At 28.4% G+C, this 16209-nt stretch carries 21 protein-coding genes; 16 read left to right on the top strand and 5 right to left on the bottom strand.

What is annotated here, in order from left to right; genetic code table 11:
* Nucleotides 1-85 precede the first annotated feature (85 nt).
* Both L1S49_RS22405 and L1S49_RS22400 read right to left on the bottom strand, forming a co-directional pair.
* Nucleotides 86-598 carry a DUF5698 domain-containing protein gene (locus L1S49_RS22405; protein ID WP_073018979.1) on the bottom strand — a complete coding sequence of 171 codons (513 nt, stop codon included), beginning with the start codon at nt 596-598 and terminating at the stop codon, nt 86-88.
* A 153-nt stretch (nt 599-751) separates the two neighbouring features.
* On the bottom strand, nt 752-1084 hold the full coding sequence (locus L1S49_RS22400; protein ID WP_073018980.1) for a hypothetical protein: 333 nt from the start codon (nt 1082-1084) through the stop codon (nt 752-754).
* Between the two features lie 225 nt (nt 1085-1309).
* Here L1S49_RS22400 and L1S49_RS22395 point away from each other — a divergent pair, with 225 nt between their 5' ends.
* The 9 genes from L1S49_RS22395 (at nt 1310) to L1S49_RS22355 (ending at nt 10756) form a co-directional block, all read left to right on the top strand.
* The gene (locus tag L1S49_RS22395; protein ID WP_238907504.1) at nt 1310-2533 is read left to right on the top strand and encodes an arginine deiminase; all 1224 of its coding nucleotides are present in this window, start codon (nt 1310-1312) and stop codon (nt 2531-2533) included.
* Between the two features lie 269 nt (nt 2534-2802).
* A complete protein-coding gene (locus L1S49_RS22390) occupies nt 2803-4293 on the top strand; it encodes a DUF1538 domain-containing protein (RefSeq protein WP_238907503.1) in 1491 nt (496 codons plus the stop codon).
* A complete protein-coding gene (locus L1S49_RS22385) occupies nt 4283-4981 on the top strand; it encodes a P-II family nitrogen regulator (RefSeq protein ID WP_238907502.1) in 699 nt (232 codons plus the stop codon). The genes L1S49_RS22390 and L1S49_RS22385 overlap by 11 nt, the downstream gene beginning before the upstream one ends.
* A 564-nt stretch (nt 4982-5545) precedes the next feature.
* Nucleotides 5546-6826 (top strand): tetratricopeptide repeat protein, encoded by a 1281-nt coding sequence (locus tag L1S49_RS22380; protein ID WP_238907501.1) that lies wholly within the window; start codon nt 5546-5548, stop codon nt 6824-6826.
* A gap of 21 nt (nt 6827-6847) precedes the next feature.
* Nucleotides 6848-7699: a ribonuclease H family protein gene (locus L1S49_RS22375; RefSeq protein WP_238907500.1), complete on the top strand. Its 852-nt coding sequence runs from the start codon at nt 6848-6850 to the stop codon at nt 7697-7699.
* Between the two features lie 11 nt (nt 7700-7710).
* Complete coding sequence (locus L1S49_RS22370; RefSeq protein WP_238907499.1) at nt 7711-8805, top strand: hypothetical protein; 1095 nt, start codon at nt 7711-7713, stop codon at nt 8803-8805.
* 48 nt (nt 8806-8853) lie between these two features.
* Entirely contained in the window at nt 8854-9246 is a 393-nt protein-coding gene (locus L1S49_RS22365) for a hypothetical protein (protein WP_238907498.1), read from the top strand.
* 445 nt (nt 9247-9691) lie between these two features.
* The gene (locus L1S49_RS22360; protein ID WP_021803634.1) at nt 9692-9913 is read left to right on the top strand and encodes a DUF1659 domain-containing protein; all 222 of its coding nucleotides are present in this window, start codon (nt 9692-9694) and stop codon (nt 9911-9913) included.
* 240 nt (nt 9914-10153) lie between these two features.
* The gene (locus L1S49_RS22355) at nt 10154-10756 is read left to right on the top strand and encodes a sigma-70 family RNA polymerase sigma factor (protein WP_238907497.1); all 603 of its coding nucleotides are present in this window, start codon (nt 10154-10156) and stop codon (nt 10754-10756) included.
* A 64-nt stretch (nt 10757-10820) separates the two neighbouring features.
* Here L1S49_RS22355 and L1S49_RS22350 read toward each other — a convergent pair whose 3' ends face one another.
* Together L1S49_RS22350 and L1S49_RS22345 are read right to left on the bottom strand one after the other, a co-directional pair.
* Complete coding sequence (locus tag L1S49_RS22350; RefSeq protein WP_238907496.1) at nt 10821-11033, bottom strand: DUF2922 domain-containing protein; 213 nt, start codon at nt 11031-11033, stop codon at nt 10821-10823.
* 37 nt (nt 11034-11070) lie between these two features.
* Complete coding sequence (locus tag L1S49_RS22345; RefSeq protein WP_238907495.1) at nt 11071-11295, bottom strand: DUF1659 domain-containing protein; 225 nt, start codon at nt 11293-11295, stop codon at nt 11071-11073.
* 359 nt (nt 11296-11654) lie between these two features.
* Here L1S49_RS22345 and L1S49_RS22340 point away from each other — a divergent pair, with 359 nt between their 5' ends.
* From L1S49_RS22340 to L1S49_RS22315, 6 genes are all read left to right on the top strand, one after another.
* Nucleotides 11655-12044: a hypothetical protein gene (locus L1S49_RS22340; protein ID WP_238907494.1), complete on the top strand. Its 390-nt coding sequence runs from the start codon at nt 11655-11657 to the stop codon at nt 12042-12044.
* 525 nt (nt 12045-12569) lie between these two features.
* On the top strand, nt 12570-13232 hold the full coding sequence (locus tag L1S49_RS22335) for a DUF2625 family protein (RefSeq protein ID WP_238907493.1): 663 nt from the start codon (nt 12570-12572) through the stop codon (nt 13230-13232).
* A 97-nt stretch (nt 13233-13329) separates the two neighbouring features.
* Nucleotides 13330-13941, top strand: a complete 612-nt coding sequence (locus L1S49_RS22330) for a hypothetical protein (RefSeq protein WP_238907492.1) — start codon at nt 13330-13332, stop codon at nt 13939-13941.
* A gap of 27 nt (nt 13942-13968) precedes the next feature.
* Nucleotides 13969-14304: a hypothetical protein gene (locus tag L1S49_RS22325; RefSeq protein WP_238907491.1), complete on the top strand. Its 336-nt coding sequence runs from the start codon at nt 13969-13971 to the stop codon at nt 14302-14304.
* A 29-nt stretch (nt 14305-14333) separates the two neighbouring features.
* Nucleotides 14334-14828, top strand: coding sequence for a hypothetical protein (locus tag L1S49_RS22320; protein WP_238907490.1), 495 nt, complete (start codon nt 14334-14336; stop codon nt 14826-14828).
* 307 nt (nt 14829-15135) lie between these two features.
* On the top strand, nt 15136-15465 hold the full coding sequence (locus tag L1S49_RS22315) for a hypothetical protein (protein ID WP_238907489.1): 330 nt from the start codon (nt 15136-15138) through the stop codon (nt 15463-15465).
* Between the two features lie 320 nt (nt 15466-15785).
* Here the strand turns inward: L1S49_RS22315 and L1S49_RS22310 are convergent, their stop codons facing one another.
* Complete coding sequence (locus L1S49_RS22310; RefSeq protein WP_238907488.1) at nt 15786-15923, bottom strand: hypothetical protein; 138 nt, start codon at nt 15921-15923, stop codon at nt 15786-15788.
* A gap of 10 nt (nt 15924-15933) precedes the next feature.
* Between L1S49_RS22310 and L1S49_RS23340 the strand changes: the two genes are divergently transcribed.
* A complete protein-coding gene (locus tag L1S49_RS23340) occupies nt 15934-16068 on the top strand; it encodes a hypothetical protein (protein ID WP_275299662.1) in 135 nt (44 codons plus the stop codon).
* Nucleotides 16069-16209 lie beyond the last annotated feature (141 nt).

Here is a 16209-nt window from a genome sequence, read left to right as displayed (position 1 = left end):
AACTGGAAAGCAAATTTCCAGTTATATAAATGAACATAATTTATAATTCACACAAAATTTTTCACATTCTCATTTATTTTGAGAACTACTTTTTTACGCCATAACCTCCATATAAAGAAGCCACATCCCTAATGGTTATAAAAGCATCTGGATAACTATTTTTAACATAATCTATAACTTCATTTTTAATTTTTCTTTTTAGATGAATCATGAGTATACGCTTTTCATTCACTCTTCCATAGGCTTTTATTTCAGTAACCCCAATTTTTTTATCTCTTAAATATTGAGCAAGCTTATTGCCATCTTCCTTATTTAAAATAATCTCTAAAGTTACTAATCCATAATTTAATCTTTCCTCTAAAGATAAGCCTACAAAATGTCCTAAAGCGTAACCTAAAGCATAGGCTATCATTCTGTTTGGATAACTAGTTATATCAACAATTATTCTGCTTACAACCACTAACCAAAGCATAATTTCAAAAAAAGCAATAATTGAAGCAATAGTTTTTTCTTTTTTTGTTATGAATATTGTTTTAACTGTGGTTAAGGACACTTCTATAATTTTGGCTAAAAAGATAATTAATGTACTTAATATCATTTTCTACACCTCCTATATAAAGTTTTCTCTAATAATACTAAATTTATAGTTATATATCAATAAAAGAAGGTGAAGAAATAAATTATTTTCTCCACCTTCTTTTGGTTAAATATTAAATCCAAGGTAATAAAATGTAAACTGATTTATTTAAAACTATACTGCATTGTGAACGAAGGATGCTATTCTATCAACTGGTATATCACTAACTGCACCAGTATTAAAAGGTCTTCTATTACCATTATGGTTGCAACATTGATTGCTATTTCCTGAATTTATTTGATAATACTCATCACAAGCGCTACCTAAAGGGCATGCTGGGGGAGCCCCTGTTTCATTTAATAGCCTTATGAAAGTTGGGTTTACTGCTAAAAGTACTCCTGTAAACCCTTGACCAGATAAACCTCCACTTGTTGTGAATACTGTAACTGTTTCACCTATATATCTAGCCATATGAGCTACAAAATTACAATCTGAACCGTTAGCCATTTTGAATTTCCTCCTCTGTAATAAATTTATCATTAAGCTTAATGATATGAGACAAAGTATCTTGATATATATTATGAGCGAAAGATTTATGTTGTTACAAAAAAATACAAAATATTTATAGAAAATACATTTATATACAATTAGAGATGGCGAAATATATTTGTATAATATACTCTCCTCTTGGCAAACTAATTTTTAGAAAATCCAATAGAAAGGATGTTAATTATGAATAATACAAATGGAATATCAGTTTATAGTGAAATCGGAAAACTTAAAACTGTTTTACTACATTGTCCAGGATCGGAGTTAGAGAATATAGGACCTGCACACTTGCAACAGCTTCTCTTTAACGAAATTTTATATATAAATCAAGCTCAAAAAGAGCATAATCAATTCTCAGATATTTTAAAAAAAGAAGGAGTTGAAGTTCTTTATATTACAGAACTTATGGCTGAGGTCTTAAAAGATAATAAAATAAGAAAAGAATTTTTGGATGACTTTTTGAAAGAAGGAAATGCAGATGTAACTGGCTTAAAAGAAAACATCCTTGAATATTTAAATCAGTTTTCACCAGAGGAATTAATAAAGAAATGTATTGGAGGAATAAAAAGAGGGGATATACAAGACAAAAGAGCAAATAATCTCGAAAATATGGTGAAAAATGCTCATCCTTTTTACATAGACCCTATTCCTAATTTATATTATCAAAGAGATATATTTGCCTCTGTAGGAAAAGGAATTTCCTTAAGTGTAATGGCAAATAAAGTGAGAGATAGAGAGGTTTTATTACCTGAATACATATTTAAATATCATCCAAGATTTAAAGGTACAGAGATGTGGTACCATAGGCAAAAAGCACACACCATAGAAGGTGGAGATATATTAATCTTATCTGATAAAGTTGTTGCCATAGGTATAAGTCAAAGAACCCATCCAATAGCTATAGAAAAATTAGCGGAGAAACTACTGTCATCATCAGAATCTTTTGAAGTGATTTTAGCCTTTGATATACCTAAAGAAGATGCCTATATACATTTAGATAGAGTATTTACAATGGTTGATTACGATAAGTTCACTATATATCCACAAATACAGGAACCACTAGATGTTTATAGTATAACTATGGATAAAAATAATAAAATAAAAATCATATATGAACATGATGATTTAGCAAAAATATTAGCAAAACATCTTAATTTAGGTACAGTTAATTTAATAAAATGTGGAGATGGAGATCCAATAGCTGCTAACAGAGAGCAATGGAGTGATGGAAGCAATACTTTAGCTGTAGCGCCAGGAAAAGTTATATGTTATGACAGAAATTATATAACTAATAATGCTTTAAGAAAAAATGGCGTGGAGGTTTTAGAAATAGAATCTTACGAGCTGTCTAGAGGCGGTGGAGGCCCTAGGTGTATGAGCATGCCTATAGTTAGAGATAAATCGTAAAAGTGACAACTAAAACCACATAAGTTTTCACTTTATTTCAAAAATACTAATTTAGTGAGAAAATATTATTAAAATATTATCTTTAAGTGATTATTATTAAAATTAATATATAAAAAACAAATAAAGTGAAAACTTGAGTATGGTACTGTATGAAGTAGTATTTAAGAAATAAATTAATGAGAAGGCTTCTCTAATGAAAAAACAATTATGAATTTTTTGTTACAATATAAATATATGCGAAAGTAATTAAGAGAGGACGTGAGTATTATTTGAGGGAGCTTTTAAGTAAATTCAAAGAAGTTACAGTATCAGTATTGCCTATAACTATAATTGTGTTAATACTTAATTTTACCATTACTCCTATAGAGTCAGATCTAATATGGAGATTTCTAATTGGGGCTGTATTTATAATAGTTGGATTAGGAATATTTTTATTTGGTGCTGATTTAGGAATTCAACCCATAGGAACTTTAATGGGGTCAACACTAACAAAAACTAAAAAAATATCAATAATAATTTTATTTGGTTTTGTTTTAGGATTTTTTATAACCATAGCAGAACCAGATTTGCAAATACTAGCAAAACAAGTAAACGAAGTTACATCTGGAGCAGTATCACAAGCTGTATTATTGATAGTTGTTTCTTTAGGGGTAGCGGTACTACTTGTAATAGGTTTATTAAGAGTAGTTTTTAATATAGCCTTATCTAAAATTTTAACAATTCTTTACGGGATAATATTATTACTATCTATCTTTACTTCATCTGGTTTTTTAGGAATATCCTTTGATGCGGCAGGAGCCACAACAGGATCTATGACAGTTCCTTTCATATTAGCTTTAGGTCTAGGAATAGCATCTGTAAATGGGAAAAAAACATCAGAAGAAGATAGCTTTGGGCTAGTAGCTATAGCATCTATTGGACCCATAGCATCTGTACTCATAATGAGTATCATATCAAAAGTTGAAATTTCAGCAGAACTTTCTAATAATAATAATGAAGCTGTAAATGGAATTCTTTCTCCTTATATACATGAGATACCAAAGATGCTATTAGAAGTAGCAGTAGCCTTATTACCATTAGTAGTACTATTTTTAATATTTCAAATAATATATTTTAAATTATCAAAAAAGAAATTTATGAAAATACTAAAGGGAATGGGATACACATTTATTGGATTAGTTTTGTTTTTGACTGGAGTAAATGCAGGATTTATGGAAGTCGGAAGCGAAATAGGAAGAGCAGTGGCTTTATTAGAAAATAATTGGATTCTTATACCAATAGGGTTTATACTAGGATTTACAGTTATATTTGCAGAACCAGCTGTTCACGTATTAAATGAGCAAGTTGAAGAGGTTACAAGTGGTCATATAAAGAAAGAATTTATATTATATACACTATCTATAGGAGTAGCAATAGCAGTTTCATTATCTATGATAAGGATAATGGTGCCTTGGATGAAATTAGCATACTATCTATTACCAGGATATATAATAGCTATAATTCTTTCATATAAGGTTCCTAAAATATTTGTAGGAATAGCATTTGATTCAGGGGGAGTAGCCTCAGGGCCTATGACTGCAACCTTCATTTTAGCCTTTGCCCAAGGAGCAGCAGATGCCATAGACAGTGCAAATGTTCTTATAGATGCATTTGGTGTAATAGCAATGGTAGCATTAACACCACTTATAGCTATACAAATTTTGGGGTTGATTTATAAACGTAAGACCATGAAGGAGGGAGTTCAGTTAGATGGTAAGTAATCCAAGAAACTCTGGGTATTCAATGTTTATAGCGATAGTTAACTTTGGAGTTGGAAGTAAAATATTGAAAGAAGCAAAAAAAGAAGGAGTATCAGGCGGAACCATATTTTTAGGAAAAGGAGCAGCAAAAAATCATATACTAGAACTATTAGGACTAGATAAGGTTAAAAAAGAGGTAGTCTTAATGGCTTCTTGTAGTGACATTGAAAATAAGGTTCATGATATACTAACCAAAAAATTTGCTCTCCATAAACCTAATCATGGAATACTATTCTCAATTGAAGTTAACAAAGTATTTGGATCAAGGGTATGTAGTGCAAATAGTGAAAAACAAGAGGGAGGATCTATGGAAGATTTAAAGGAAAAAAATGATTATGAAGCTATTTTCACCATAGTGGATAGAGGAAATGCAGAAGATGTTGTAGAAGCAGCTACACTAGCTGGAGCACAAGGTGGGACTATAGTCAATGGAAGAGGATCTGGAGTCCACGAAAACAGCCAATTCTTTGGAATGACCATAGAGCCAGAAAAAGAAATAGTCATCATACTCATCGAAAAATCAAAAACAAATGATGTGGTTACAGCAATTAGAGAAAAAGTTGATATAGATGAACCTGGCAAAGGAATAGTATTCATAATAGATGTAAACAAAACTTCAGGTTTGGTAAACGTAGATAATTTATTATAAATATTAGAATATTTTTAAAAGCACTGATTCAAGAGAGTCAGTGCTTTTTCATTGGGAATATACCTTTTAAAGGGAATAAGGACTATATGGCAACTGATTGTCCAGGAGCATTAATGGAATATATGGGTGATATAAATGGAGCTGCAGCTTTTATACCTAAAGCAACTTAAAATACTACAACTAATCAGAATGGAGAATCAATTGGTGTGTTGTAGCTAAAAGTGGACTTAATGCAAGACGTGGAGATGGTACAATATTTATTTAACCTGACTTTAATATATGTTGGATAGGAAATTGTTGTTACAATTTAACATTAAATACAAGCTAGGAAATTAGGTGTTTTTATTTATTAATTTTTAAAATAGTATGTAGATTTTTTTGTTGTTTTATATACATGTTTGTCGAAAATATTGCTTGTCATTAATCCGCAGAATATACTGAAATAAAAGAAACCATCACGACTTCCAATCAGTAAATGGTTTCTTCACAATAAATTGTAGTTTATTGAATATATCAATTATAAACATATGTTCTCTAAAGTGCAATAGTATTTTAGGAGGATAAATGAATCAAGAAAGAATAGATGCTAAAAAATTGTTTAAAGAAAAAAATTATACTAAAGCAGTGGAGTTGTATGTTAAGGTTTGGGATGAAGATAATATTGATAAATGGGTAGGTTGGGAATATGCTACTTCCTTAAAGAATCTAGGAAATATAGATGAGGCGCTTAAAGTATGTAGAATTCTATATAAATACGAACCTACATTTAAATATAATAATGATTTATATTCATGGACTTTATATGAAAAGTATTTTAAGAATTTGGATGCAAAAGAAAAACCAAAAAGTCTAAATCATCTTTTAAAAGTAGCTGACTTTATAGTTAATATAACTAATCAATCTGATAAATCGCCATATGAAAGAACTATATGGAGAGTTGTAAAAATATACAAAGAAAGCGCTGATTTACAAGCAATGCTTTATTGGTTGAAAAAATTAGATGTAAATAAGTTGAGCGATATCTGTGTTAAGGTGAAAAGTAATAATAAAGAGAGAGAATTGGCTTCACAAAAGGAAGATTGGTTTTATTTAATGAGCAAATGTCTTAAGGAAGTAAAGGAATATGATGAGTGTATCAATATGTGTGATTTGGCTCTCAATAATATAAATAAGTTTCACAATGATAGAGATAAATGGATACAAATGGAAAAAGCACAATGCATGGCGAACTTAGGTAAAGAAGAGGATTCCATCAAATTATTAGAGGGAATATTAATGAAAAAAAATCATTGGGTTATACACTATACGATTTTTAAGATAAAAGTTAAAGTTGGAGATATTAAAGGTGGATTAGCTAGTGCGTATGCAGCAGCTTTATCAAAAGATCCAATGAAATTAAAAGTTAATTTATACTATGAAATAGGTCAAATATTAGAAAATAATAAGAGTTATGAATATGCATTAATGCATTATATATTAAGTAGAAAAGTAAGAGAAGAAAATGAATGGAAAGTGTCAAGCCAATTAAATGAAGCAATAGATAGACTTAAAAATATAACTGCTATTAATAATATGGATATTGAGAAAGAATTAAATAAGTTTTGGACAAGTGGCAAGCTGGAAGGAACCGAGAGAGAAGATGGTTACATATTAAGAATAATGCCTAATGGTAGAGCAGGCTTTATAAAAACAAATATAGAAAATTATTATTTTAAAACATCTTCTTTTTTATCACATAAAAAATTTATCAAGGAAGGAACAAAGGTTACTTTTAGTATTATGGACTCTTTTGATATAAAAAAAAATAAAGATACAAAAGAGGCTATAGATATTTTATGTATTTAAACAAATTTTAGGAGGAGAAACATGGGCAAGAAAAAATATTATGCTGTCCGTAAAGGTAAGGTTCCAGGAGTATATGAATCATGGGAGGAATGCAAAAAAGTAATTGATGGATTTAGTGGTGCAGATTATAAAGCATTTGGAAGTAGGGAAGAAGCTTTAGCATATGCAGAAAATAGGGATATAAGCAAATCTCACAAAGAAAAGGCGCAAGAAGTAGGTGCTGTAATAGCTTATGTAGATGGTAGTTATTCTGATACAGCAAAAAGATATTCCTATGGATGTATTATGATAACCCCAGAAGGTGATATTATAAAAAAATCTGGATATGGAGAAGATCAGAGAGCTTTAAATATTAGAAATGTTGCAGGGGAACTTCAAGGGGCAATGTATGCTGTAAAATCAGCTTTAGACTTAGGATATAAAAGGCTTATAATTAGGCATGATTATATAGGGATATCTAAGTGGTTTAATGGAGAATGGAAAGCCAAGGATGAAATAGTAAAAATTTATGTTGAATATATGAGTAAATTTAAAAATAGAATTGAAATAATGTTTGAAAAAGTTACTGCTCATAGTGGAGATTATTATAATGAAGAAGCAGATAAATTAGCTAAAAATGCTATTATGTTAAATAATAAAAAAGAGTTGTTGGACAATGAAATAAATAATTCTAATGAGGACAGCCAACGTGAAAAAATTATTAATTTGATCAATGATTTAATAATGGAAACGAATGAAGTTATGGAGTTTTTAGGGATAAGCAGGCAGAAATTAACGGCTATTAATAAGCAACAAAAATTAATTCCTATTAAAAAAGATATATATTTGAGAATAGACATAGAGAATTTTATGAAAGAAATAAGTGAAAAATAGGAGGGAATATTTTGGTAGATAAAATTAAGAAAAAGTTGGAAGATTTAATTGAAGAAATAGAGGGTGTATGCGAAATTGAAGATATTAGTTTTTCATATGAAAAAAATAGTGATTTATTAACGCAAGTTACATTAAATAGTAGTACAATCCTAAGGCTATACAGTACTAAAAAGGGATTAAAAATAGATGATTCTGTAGCAAAAGATAAGGAAGTAGCGAATAAAGTAATAAATAAGTGGAAAGAATTACATTATAACGAAATAGAAAATAAAAATTTTACATATAAAAAAGTTAAAGATTTTTCTAAAAGTAAAGAGAATCTATTAGGATTAGCAGAAGGTGGATTTGTATCTAATGAATATAAGGGAAATTCAAACATATATGATTTCTGTATAGTTATAGAAGATAAAGAGGTATGTGAGAAAGTAACAATAAATTTTTATAAGACTGGAAGTATAATGGTTCAAGGGTATACAGGTAATTTATGGGAAAGGGTATGTAGGGCAATAGAGGAAGGCATAGATTGTGATGTTAAAGATATATTTAGAAGAATAGCTACAGAAGCATTAAATATAGAGGATGATACAAAGGATGATTTTAGTAAGTATGATGAAAGTCTTAAAGAAAAATTAACAGAGCAAGTATATAATTATCTCAGCATAGAGGATAGAGAGTATTTAACTTCATCTGAGAAATTAATTCAAGAAAAAGTTAAATTTCGTAGATATAATAGTATATTGTGCCCAGCGGTACTATCTCTTGAAGGATTTTTTAAGATATTAATAGTGAAGTTAAAAATATTAAAGACTTATGAAATATCTAATTCTAAATTTAATTTTGGATGTATATTTGACGATAAACACAAGCTTTTAGATTCTAAATATAGAATAATGACATGCAAAGATGAAATGCATAGAAAAGAAATTAAAGAAGTTATAGAGTTATTATATAGTAAAATAAAAGCATTCAGAAATCCTGCATGTCATAGTAGTGGAGGAATGGGACCGTATAGTTCAAATGTTAGAAGTTTTGAAAGATGTAAGGAAATATATGAAAAAGAAGTAATTCAGTGTATAAAGGATTCATATTATACTGTGTACAAGTAAATACTTATCTGTTAATATAAATAATAAAGAAAGGTTGGTGAAGTGATTGTGATAAAGAAACATTATATTAATAATTTGTGTAATAATGAGTTTTCATATCATGATGACATTATCATTTGGGAAATAGATTTTAATAATCGTAATAGAACATGTGTATTGCAATCAAGTTCATCATATAATCCATGTGACTATATACAAGATTTGTTTAGAAGTGTAAAGGAAATAAATCCAGAAATATGTAATATGTTTATTGACCTAAAAAACTTTTATGGAGATTATACTGATTCATGGTTTTGGAAATGTACTTTTATCTTAGATTCATGCAGAAATTTAGATGATGTTGTATTTGAAGATATACAAGATATTAATTTGACTAAAGATGAGAATCAGATAATAAAAGAATATCTGTATAGATGCGTTCAAAAAGAAGCATTTATTTAAAAGTATTTATATATAATTAAATTAAAACTGCACTTCTTTAAAATAGAAGTGCAGTTTTAATTTAAGGAATTACTACATTAATATATACATAAAAAATATAGAATAATACAAATCGCTGAAAGTCTTGATTTTACTATATTCCTTAACATAGAAAAATACACAAAAACACATCAATCTAATCTAGAAGTAGGGGGGGAATCCCTCTAGGTGCACCAATTTCTTTTCTCCAGTTTTTAAAGTCACCTTATAGGCTCTTAAAGCTTTTTGGGGCAATTAAGTTTCTGATTTAGGTTGTGAAAGTGACTTCTAACAATCCTCCCCCTTAACCCTCACAAATTATCCCCGAGCACATCCAACCTTTCAAAAGTAAATAACCCACACCATCCCCCACCTTTAGACATATTATATTACTAAGTTTCATTTTTTGTGAAAGGAGGTAGTATAAATGACTGAGAGCATATTAACACGTATTTCTTTAGAAGTGGAATATAAAGCTGGCTTAGATAAAGAAGGAAAAGATGTGTTTAAAAAGCAGAGCTTTATAGGCATAAAAGAAGATGCTTCTGATGAGGCTTTATGCATAATAGGCAACTCAATAGGTGATGTTTTAGATACTCAAATATATAGAGTATCTAAAGGACTAAAATATGAACTGATTAATTTATAAAAAAATATAAATTTGTTTTAAGGTAGTAATAGTCTAGTTTTAGACGTTGCTACCTTTCTTTTTAACTATATTTACCATACGGATTTCTATATTTCGACATATATATATTAATATCAAGTGAAAAATTTTTCATGTAGAAATTATTCTTAGTTGAATAAATAATGAGAAAATATCTCCCTCTTAATATAAGATTTAAAGGCTTAGTAATTATGCAAAAGATAAAAAAATTGAGGTGATTTTATGAGTCAAGATGACTGTGACTATGAATATATAGAACAGCTTGTGTATAGAGTTCAAAATGGTGAGATTGAGGCAAAAGATCAATTAGCTATAAGAGTTAAATACTTTATTAGAAGCATAGTTAAAAAGTATCATATCAATTCCTATAGGCGTAGAGATAAAGTCAGTGAAGGTTATGAGATTATGTTTAGATGCATCAAGGATTATGATGTAAAGAGAGGAAAGTTTTTTCCTTTTATAAGAAGATGTATAAACAATCACTTTATAAATTTATTAAAAGCTACTAAAAAAGGTGAATTTAAAGATGGAAAAAAGACTTTGATTATAGATGAAAAACTAGAGAATGTGCTATTTTATGAAATGGATTATCCAGAAGATATTTTATATGAAAAGTTTAATATAGAGGTTTTAAGAAAAGCTCTAAGATCATTAAATAAAAAAGAACTTGAGCTAATTAAGTATAGATATTATGAAAAAAAGACTCTAAAAACCTATGCTAAAGATAAAAGTATTGATTATAGCACTGCCATTAGGCGTAATAAGGCTGTTCTTGAAAAGTTAAAAAAGCTTATAAATAAGGAATTAAAAAACCATAGGGACTGATTAAAAAATTGTAAAAAGAGAGGCTGAGATAATTCAGCCTCTCAAATTTTTTTAAGGAATTAGTCTAAACTAATTCAGTGCTTCTTCTTTCATTTAGCTTTGCAGAGTAGAGAGAAACAAGATCATTACCTTTGGATGTGAAGATGTTTTGCTCTAGAATGTCATTAGCTAATTTGGTTACTTCTTCTTTAGTTAGGTCACTTCTAACATCTGAAATGGAGAACGTTGCCTTATCTCCACTTGAGGTTACAAATACAAGTGTTAAAGAATAATTCATTTTTTTCACCACCTTTTAATTATTTTTAATACATATATTAAGCTTCATCTATGATAGAAACTTCATTTAGCATAAAGTATCTAGTAGATGAGCTTAACACTGCAGCAATTGACTTTGCAACTATTACTACATTACTTACAGGAGCATCTACTTTTACATTAGAATAGCTCTTTTTTCTAAAGGTATCTGCACCAGCATCATTTGTTCCAGACTTTACTTCTATTACTAAAGAAGTGGTCTTTGGTTCTTTGATAGCCTCCATAATATCACCTCCTTTCAAAATAAAATGTCTATACTATATAAGTAAAACAATAAATAAAAAAGTGGCGTTTTTTAGAGAAAAAGTTTGTTTTTTTGTGAAAGAAGTCAGTGTTTAATGACCTTCTTAGAACTTCTACAGAAGGAATTTAATGGAGATGCACTTATACGCTGTAGAGACTCTTCCCAAGTCTCTTTAGATTCCTTTTAGGAACGCTCCTACAGGGTAGAAGTACATAGAATCATATAGTCATAGAATCATATAGTCATAGAATCATAGGATCATAAAATCATAGAGTCATAAGCTCATAAAGTAGCATAGTATAAATAGTAGATTAAATAGGTAATATCGGGGGAAGATTTATGAAAAATAAAAAAACTGAAGGATTAGGTGCTAATGATGAGATTACACAGGGAGGAGAATGGGTAAGTGGTGAAAAGCAGGTTGGGCAAACTATAGTAGATTTTGGGTTCGAACCTGAAGAAGTTTCTGTGAAGAAACAAGTGGAAGAAAAGAGCATATCAGTTCCTAAGATTGAAAAGAGGTTTAGTAGACTTAATTTTTTATCAGTAAATGATGAGGAGCCAACATTAAGAAAAACCTATAATCTTAAGGAATCTATCGTAATAATGATTAATCAATTAAAGCTTGTTCATCCAAATGCCAATGCAAGATTTAATTCTATAGTTGAAAAAGCAATAAAACACTACTATAAATACATTATGGAAGAAGGCGGAAGCCAAGAAGAGTAGATAAATTAGCATTAAGAAAAGAAACATCATGGATAAATAGTTAGAATTTATAATTTTATTAAATAAATATATCCTCAAAAGCATTGATTTAGATGAGTCAGTGCTTTTTCATTTCTAAAACTACCATAATAGTTTCTAAAAATGAGCCGTAGAGTAGGAGGAATGTATAAGAGTAAAGCTGTGTGGAATAAGGCGATTATATTTTTGAAGCATAAAGTTTAAACAAACTATTTTTATAAAATAAATAGTGGAATAGTATCCCATAGCATAGTCGAAACTTTTGTTATTATTCCTGTTTTCCAAGTATATGTAGAGGTGATATTATGATTATGCTAAGAAAAAATATAAAGGTATAATAGTTAGAATTATTAGTATATACAAATGTTGAAATAGATTAAATAGGAGATTTTAAAATGAATATTAGCAACTAAAAGTTCATAGATAATCCGAATGTCATGGTGATTATAACAAAATAATTAGTTTTTATATTTGTAAAAGCAATAAGCGATAAGGGGTATTAAATATATGAAGTTGATTCATGAATTGATTAGTGAAGATGAATCTGCAAAGAAAATATTATTAAAATGGGAAGATGAAGCAATAAATAAAATAGAAATTCTACATCCGTGCGAAGAGAATAATGAGAAGGTGTTACTAAACTTGCAGGTAACAACAAAGTCTTTATTAGGAGCAATAGCGTATAATACTGGTGGTATATTTATAGAATACGGATGGATTAGAATTTTGGGCAGCGGAAGTAATAAAATTAATAGAGATGTTTCATCATGGAATGGGCTAAATAGTAATAAAAAATTAAATGGAGCTTTATTAGTTGCAGATGATGTTTTAGGGGGATTTTTTGCAATAAATGGAGGTGCATTTATCGGGGAGATGGGGAATGTGTTCTACCTTGCTCCAGATACATTAGAGTGGGAAGATCTAGATTTAAAATTTGCAGATTTTATTTATTGGACTTTCACAGGAGATATAAACAAATTTTATGAAACATTTAGATGGCAAGGATGGAAAGATGAGATTGGCAAGATAACTGGAGATGATGGGATTTCAGTGTATCCTTATCTTTGGGCGGAAGATTTAGATGTAGAAATACGGTCAAGAAAGAGAGTTCCCATTGAGGAATTGTGGGGAATTACTATGGAGTTTAGAGAGCGGTTCGGTTTAAACTAGAGAAACTTTTTAGAACGTATTACGAATTAAGAGGAGTACTATAAGGGATCATAGGGAGAAAATTATATCAATATGATGTAGTGGGAGATGAGATGATTTGAGTGATTTTTTTGAAAGGCATGAACCCGCAAGTAGTAGAGCGAATGTGTTCGGATGGATTAGTATTAAAGATGATAAATATAAGCTTTTATCGGAGGCTCCAGATTTAATAAATAGAATTAATCAATATATAATAGAAATAAACGGATTTAAAAAATTCATTGAATATTTAGGGAAGGATAAGCAAATTTATTCTTGTTGTTATTTTAAAAATAAATCTGAAATTTTGACAAAGATCCAAAAATATATTAAAAAGAAAGCACTAATAAAAGAAGAATTTGCTGAATCTAATATAGTTGATGAACTCTATTATAAAAAAATATATAGTATAAAAGATTTTGACATCGAGTTGTTTAAAGATTCTTATTGCGATACTTTATTAGTTTTTTCAAATGATAAACTTGAAGAAAATACATTGGTAGAAATATTAAAAAAGTTAGATTTCTTTTGTCAACCAAAGGATCTCGGGGGGTATTTTCCAACTGAAAATGTTATTTCTTCATTAATAGCAAAAGAAATGGGATTAGTTTATGTTGTAAGGCATTATTGTAATTGGGATGAAGTAAATGAAAGAGATATATTTGTTAGTTATTCAAAAGAGAAATTATAAATATAGTTTTGTAAAGGATAGTATATTATGAAAAAAGTATCTTCTTTAGGATCTGTAGGAGTTTTATTGGGCTTAGTAATATCAAGATTTACTGTGATTAAGTATGGGGTTAATGCGAGACCAATCATACTATTTACTATACTAACAGTTTGTATGTTATGTGAAATATTATTAATAATTAGAAGAGAGTATATAATTGCAGTATGTTCATTGTCTATGATAATACCTTTAGTTCTTATAACAATTGGGGTGTATTTAGATAACGTAATTGTAGATTTTATTGGAATAGGATTAATATTTATATTAATTCCACTTATGATAAAGTTTCTAAAGAGATATAAAAATAATTCTAGTATTAAGTAGTTTGTAAATTGTTAAGTTAGGGGTAAAAGATGTTAGATAAGATCAAGAAAAAAGTCATAAATATTTTAGATTTAAGTAGTGATAGGTTACCTTTTGGATTTTTTGCAGCAATAGTAGTTATAACTTCTATAACTACTAAAAGAATGGGTTTCAATTCAATTATTATATTATTAGTTACAGTAAGTGTATTAATGCTATTAGCAACTATTACACAGATCATGAGACATGATAGAAATAAAAGAAATATTTTAATTTATTTTGGAGCGACATTAGCATGCATAATTATGACTATAACAGCTGAGAGATTAGAATATTATTTAAGAATAGGTGATTCAATAATGTTTGCTAATATTATAAAGATATTCTTAAGTGGATTGGCTATAGTTGCGGATATAATTGGAATATTCCAAATCAAAAATAAGATTAATAGCAAAGGAAAAAAGCTTACATTAATTATCATAATGATATATTTTAGTATGATAGCTATACTAGCAATAGTTTTTTTACCTCCTAAAAACATATGACACATAAATAATATAAAAAGATGACCTAAACATTAGTCGTAGTTTTTTGTTCTATAATATATTTATTTATTAAAAAACAATACGTAGGGGCAATTATATTTCTAGTGATTTCTATACCACTTAGCGTAGTTGCTGTTGGAATGTATCTAGGAAATATGGAATTATTAGAATTAGGACTAGTATTATTTTTACTACAACTGGAAGTTTAGCTTTAGTTTTACCTAGATTTATAAAAAATAGCTAAAGTATATGTAATGAGAATGTATAAATACGTGCAGGAGTTATTTATAGTAAAGGAGACTAAGATGTGTTTATAAGAATTTTTATTCGTTCTAATACAGTAGATGAAGCTAAGGAAGTGTATCAAAACTTAATTAATGAAACAAAACAATTTATTAAATCTGAAAAAATAGAGAAAATAGAACCTTATTGGAAATATGATGATACACATGTTATAGAAGCGAATATATTATTAAATTGCCACTTAGATAGTATTCAATTTAAAGAATTTTTATATAAAATATCAGATAAGTGGGAGTTCTTTGGTATTCCTGTAGATGAAGCATTAGCATCTAGAAATGTAGATGGATGTAAATACATTATTGATGAAATTGATATGATAAATATATTCTATTAATTAAATTTAATATATTTAAAAATTAATAAGCATAAAATTTAACCACAGCTAATAGTTAAACATAAAAGTATTCAATATACTTGGATAGTTTATTGTTTTATAATTAGATACCAACTCCAAAAATATTTAATGTTTCTTAATATTATGAAAGTAGGTCTATAAATTGAAAGATAAAAGAGCGCTTATGTCTATATTATCCATTGCTTGTGGACTTTTTGGGTATTTTTGTTGGAATAATGTTCGAAGTGAATTTAGAATTTTATTTTTAGTTGCAGTATTCATATTAGTAATGGCGTATATTATGGAAGGCAAAAAAATAATTATAATAAGGTTTCATTAAAAATAAGTATACTAGCGTTAATGTTATCTGTAACTCTTTTTGTGAATGAACTTATTACGTATAAGTATCCTGAATTCTTATATTTACAAGGATATATCATTTCTTTAACTATTGTCATAATTAGTGTTATGCTAATTGTTAGTGCAATTTATTATATTAAAGCATCTAATAGAAGAAAGCGTGCTTTAATGATAGCAATTATATCATTTATGATATTATGTGTAATAGTTATAATTATAGCTGCGGTACTAAAAAATAAATAGATATTATAGTTTTTAGAAAACAGGTGATTGAATGAGATTTAAAAATAAAAAAAGATTTTTAATTTTAATCAGAGTGTCGACAAAGTCGACACTTTTTTCTTTTTAATATAAAATATTATTGGGTGATAAATTATGTTAACA

The sequence above is a fragment of the Clostridium sp. YIM B02506 genome (assembly GCF_022324845.1).
In the GTDB taxonomy this organism is placed as follows: Bacteria; Bacillota; Clostridia; order Clostridiales; family Clostridiaceae; genus Clostridium_T; species Clostridium_T intestinale.
Note: the sequence above shows the minus strand (reverse complement) of the source record. Positions and strands in the feature narration are given on the sequence as shown.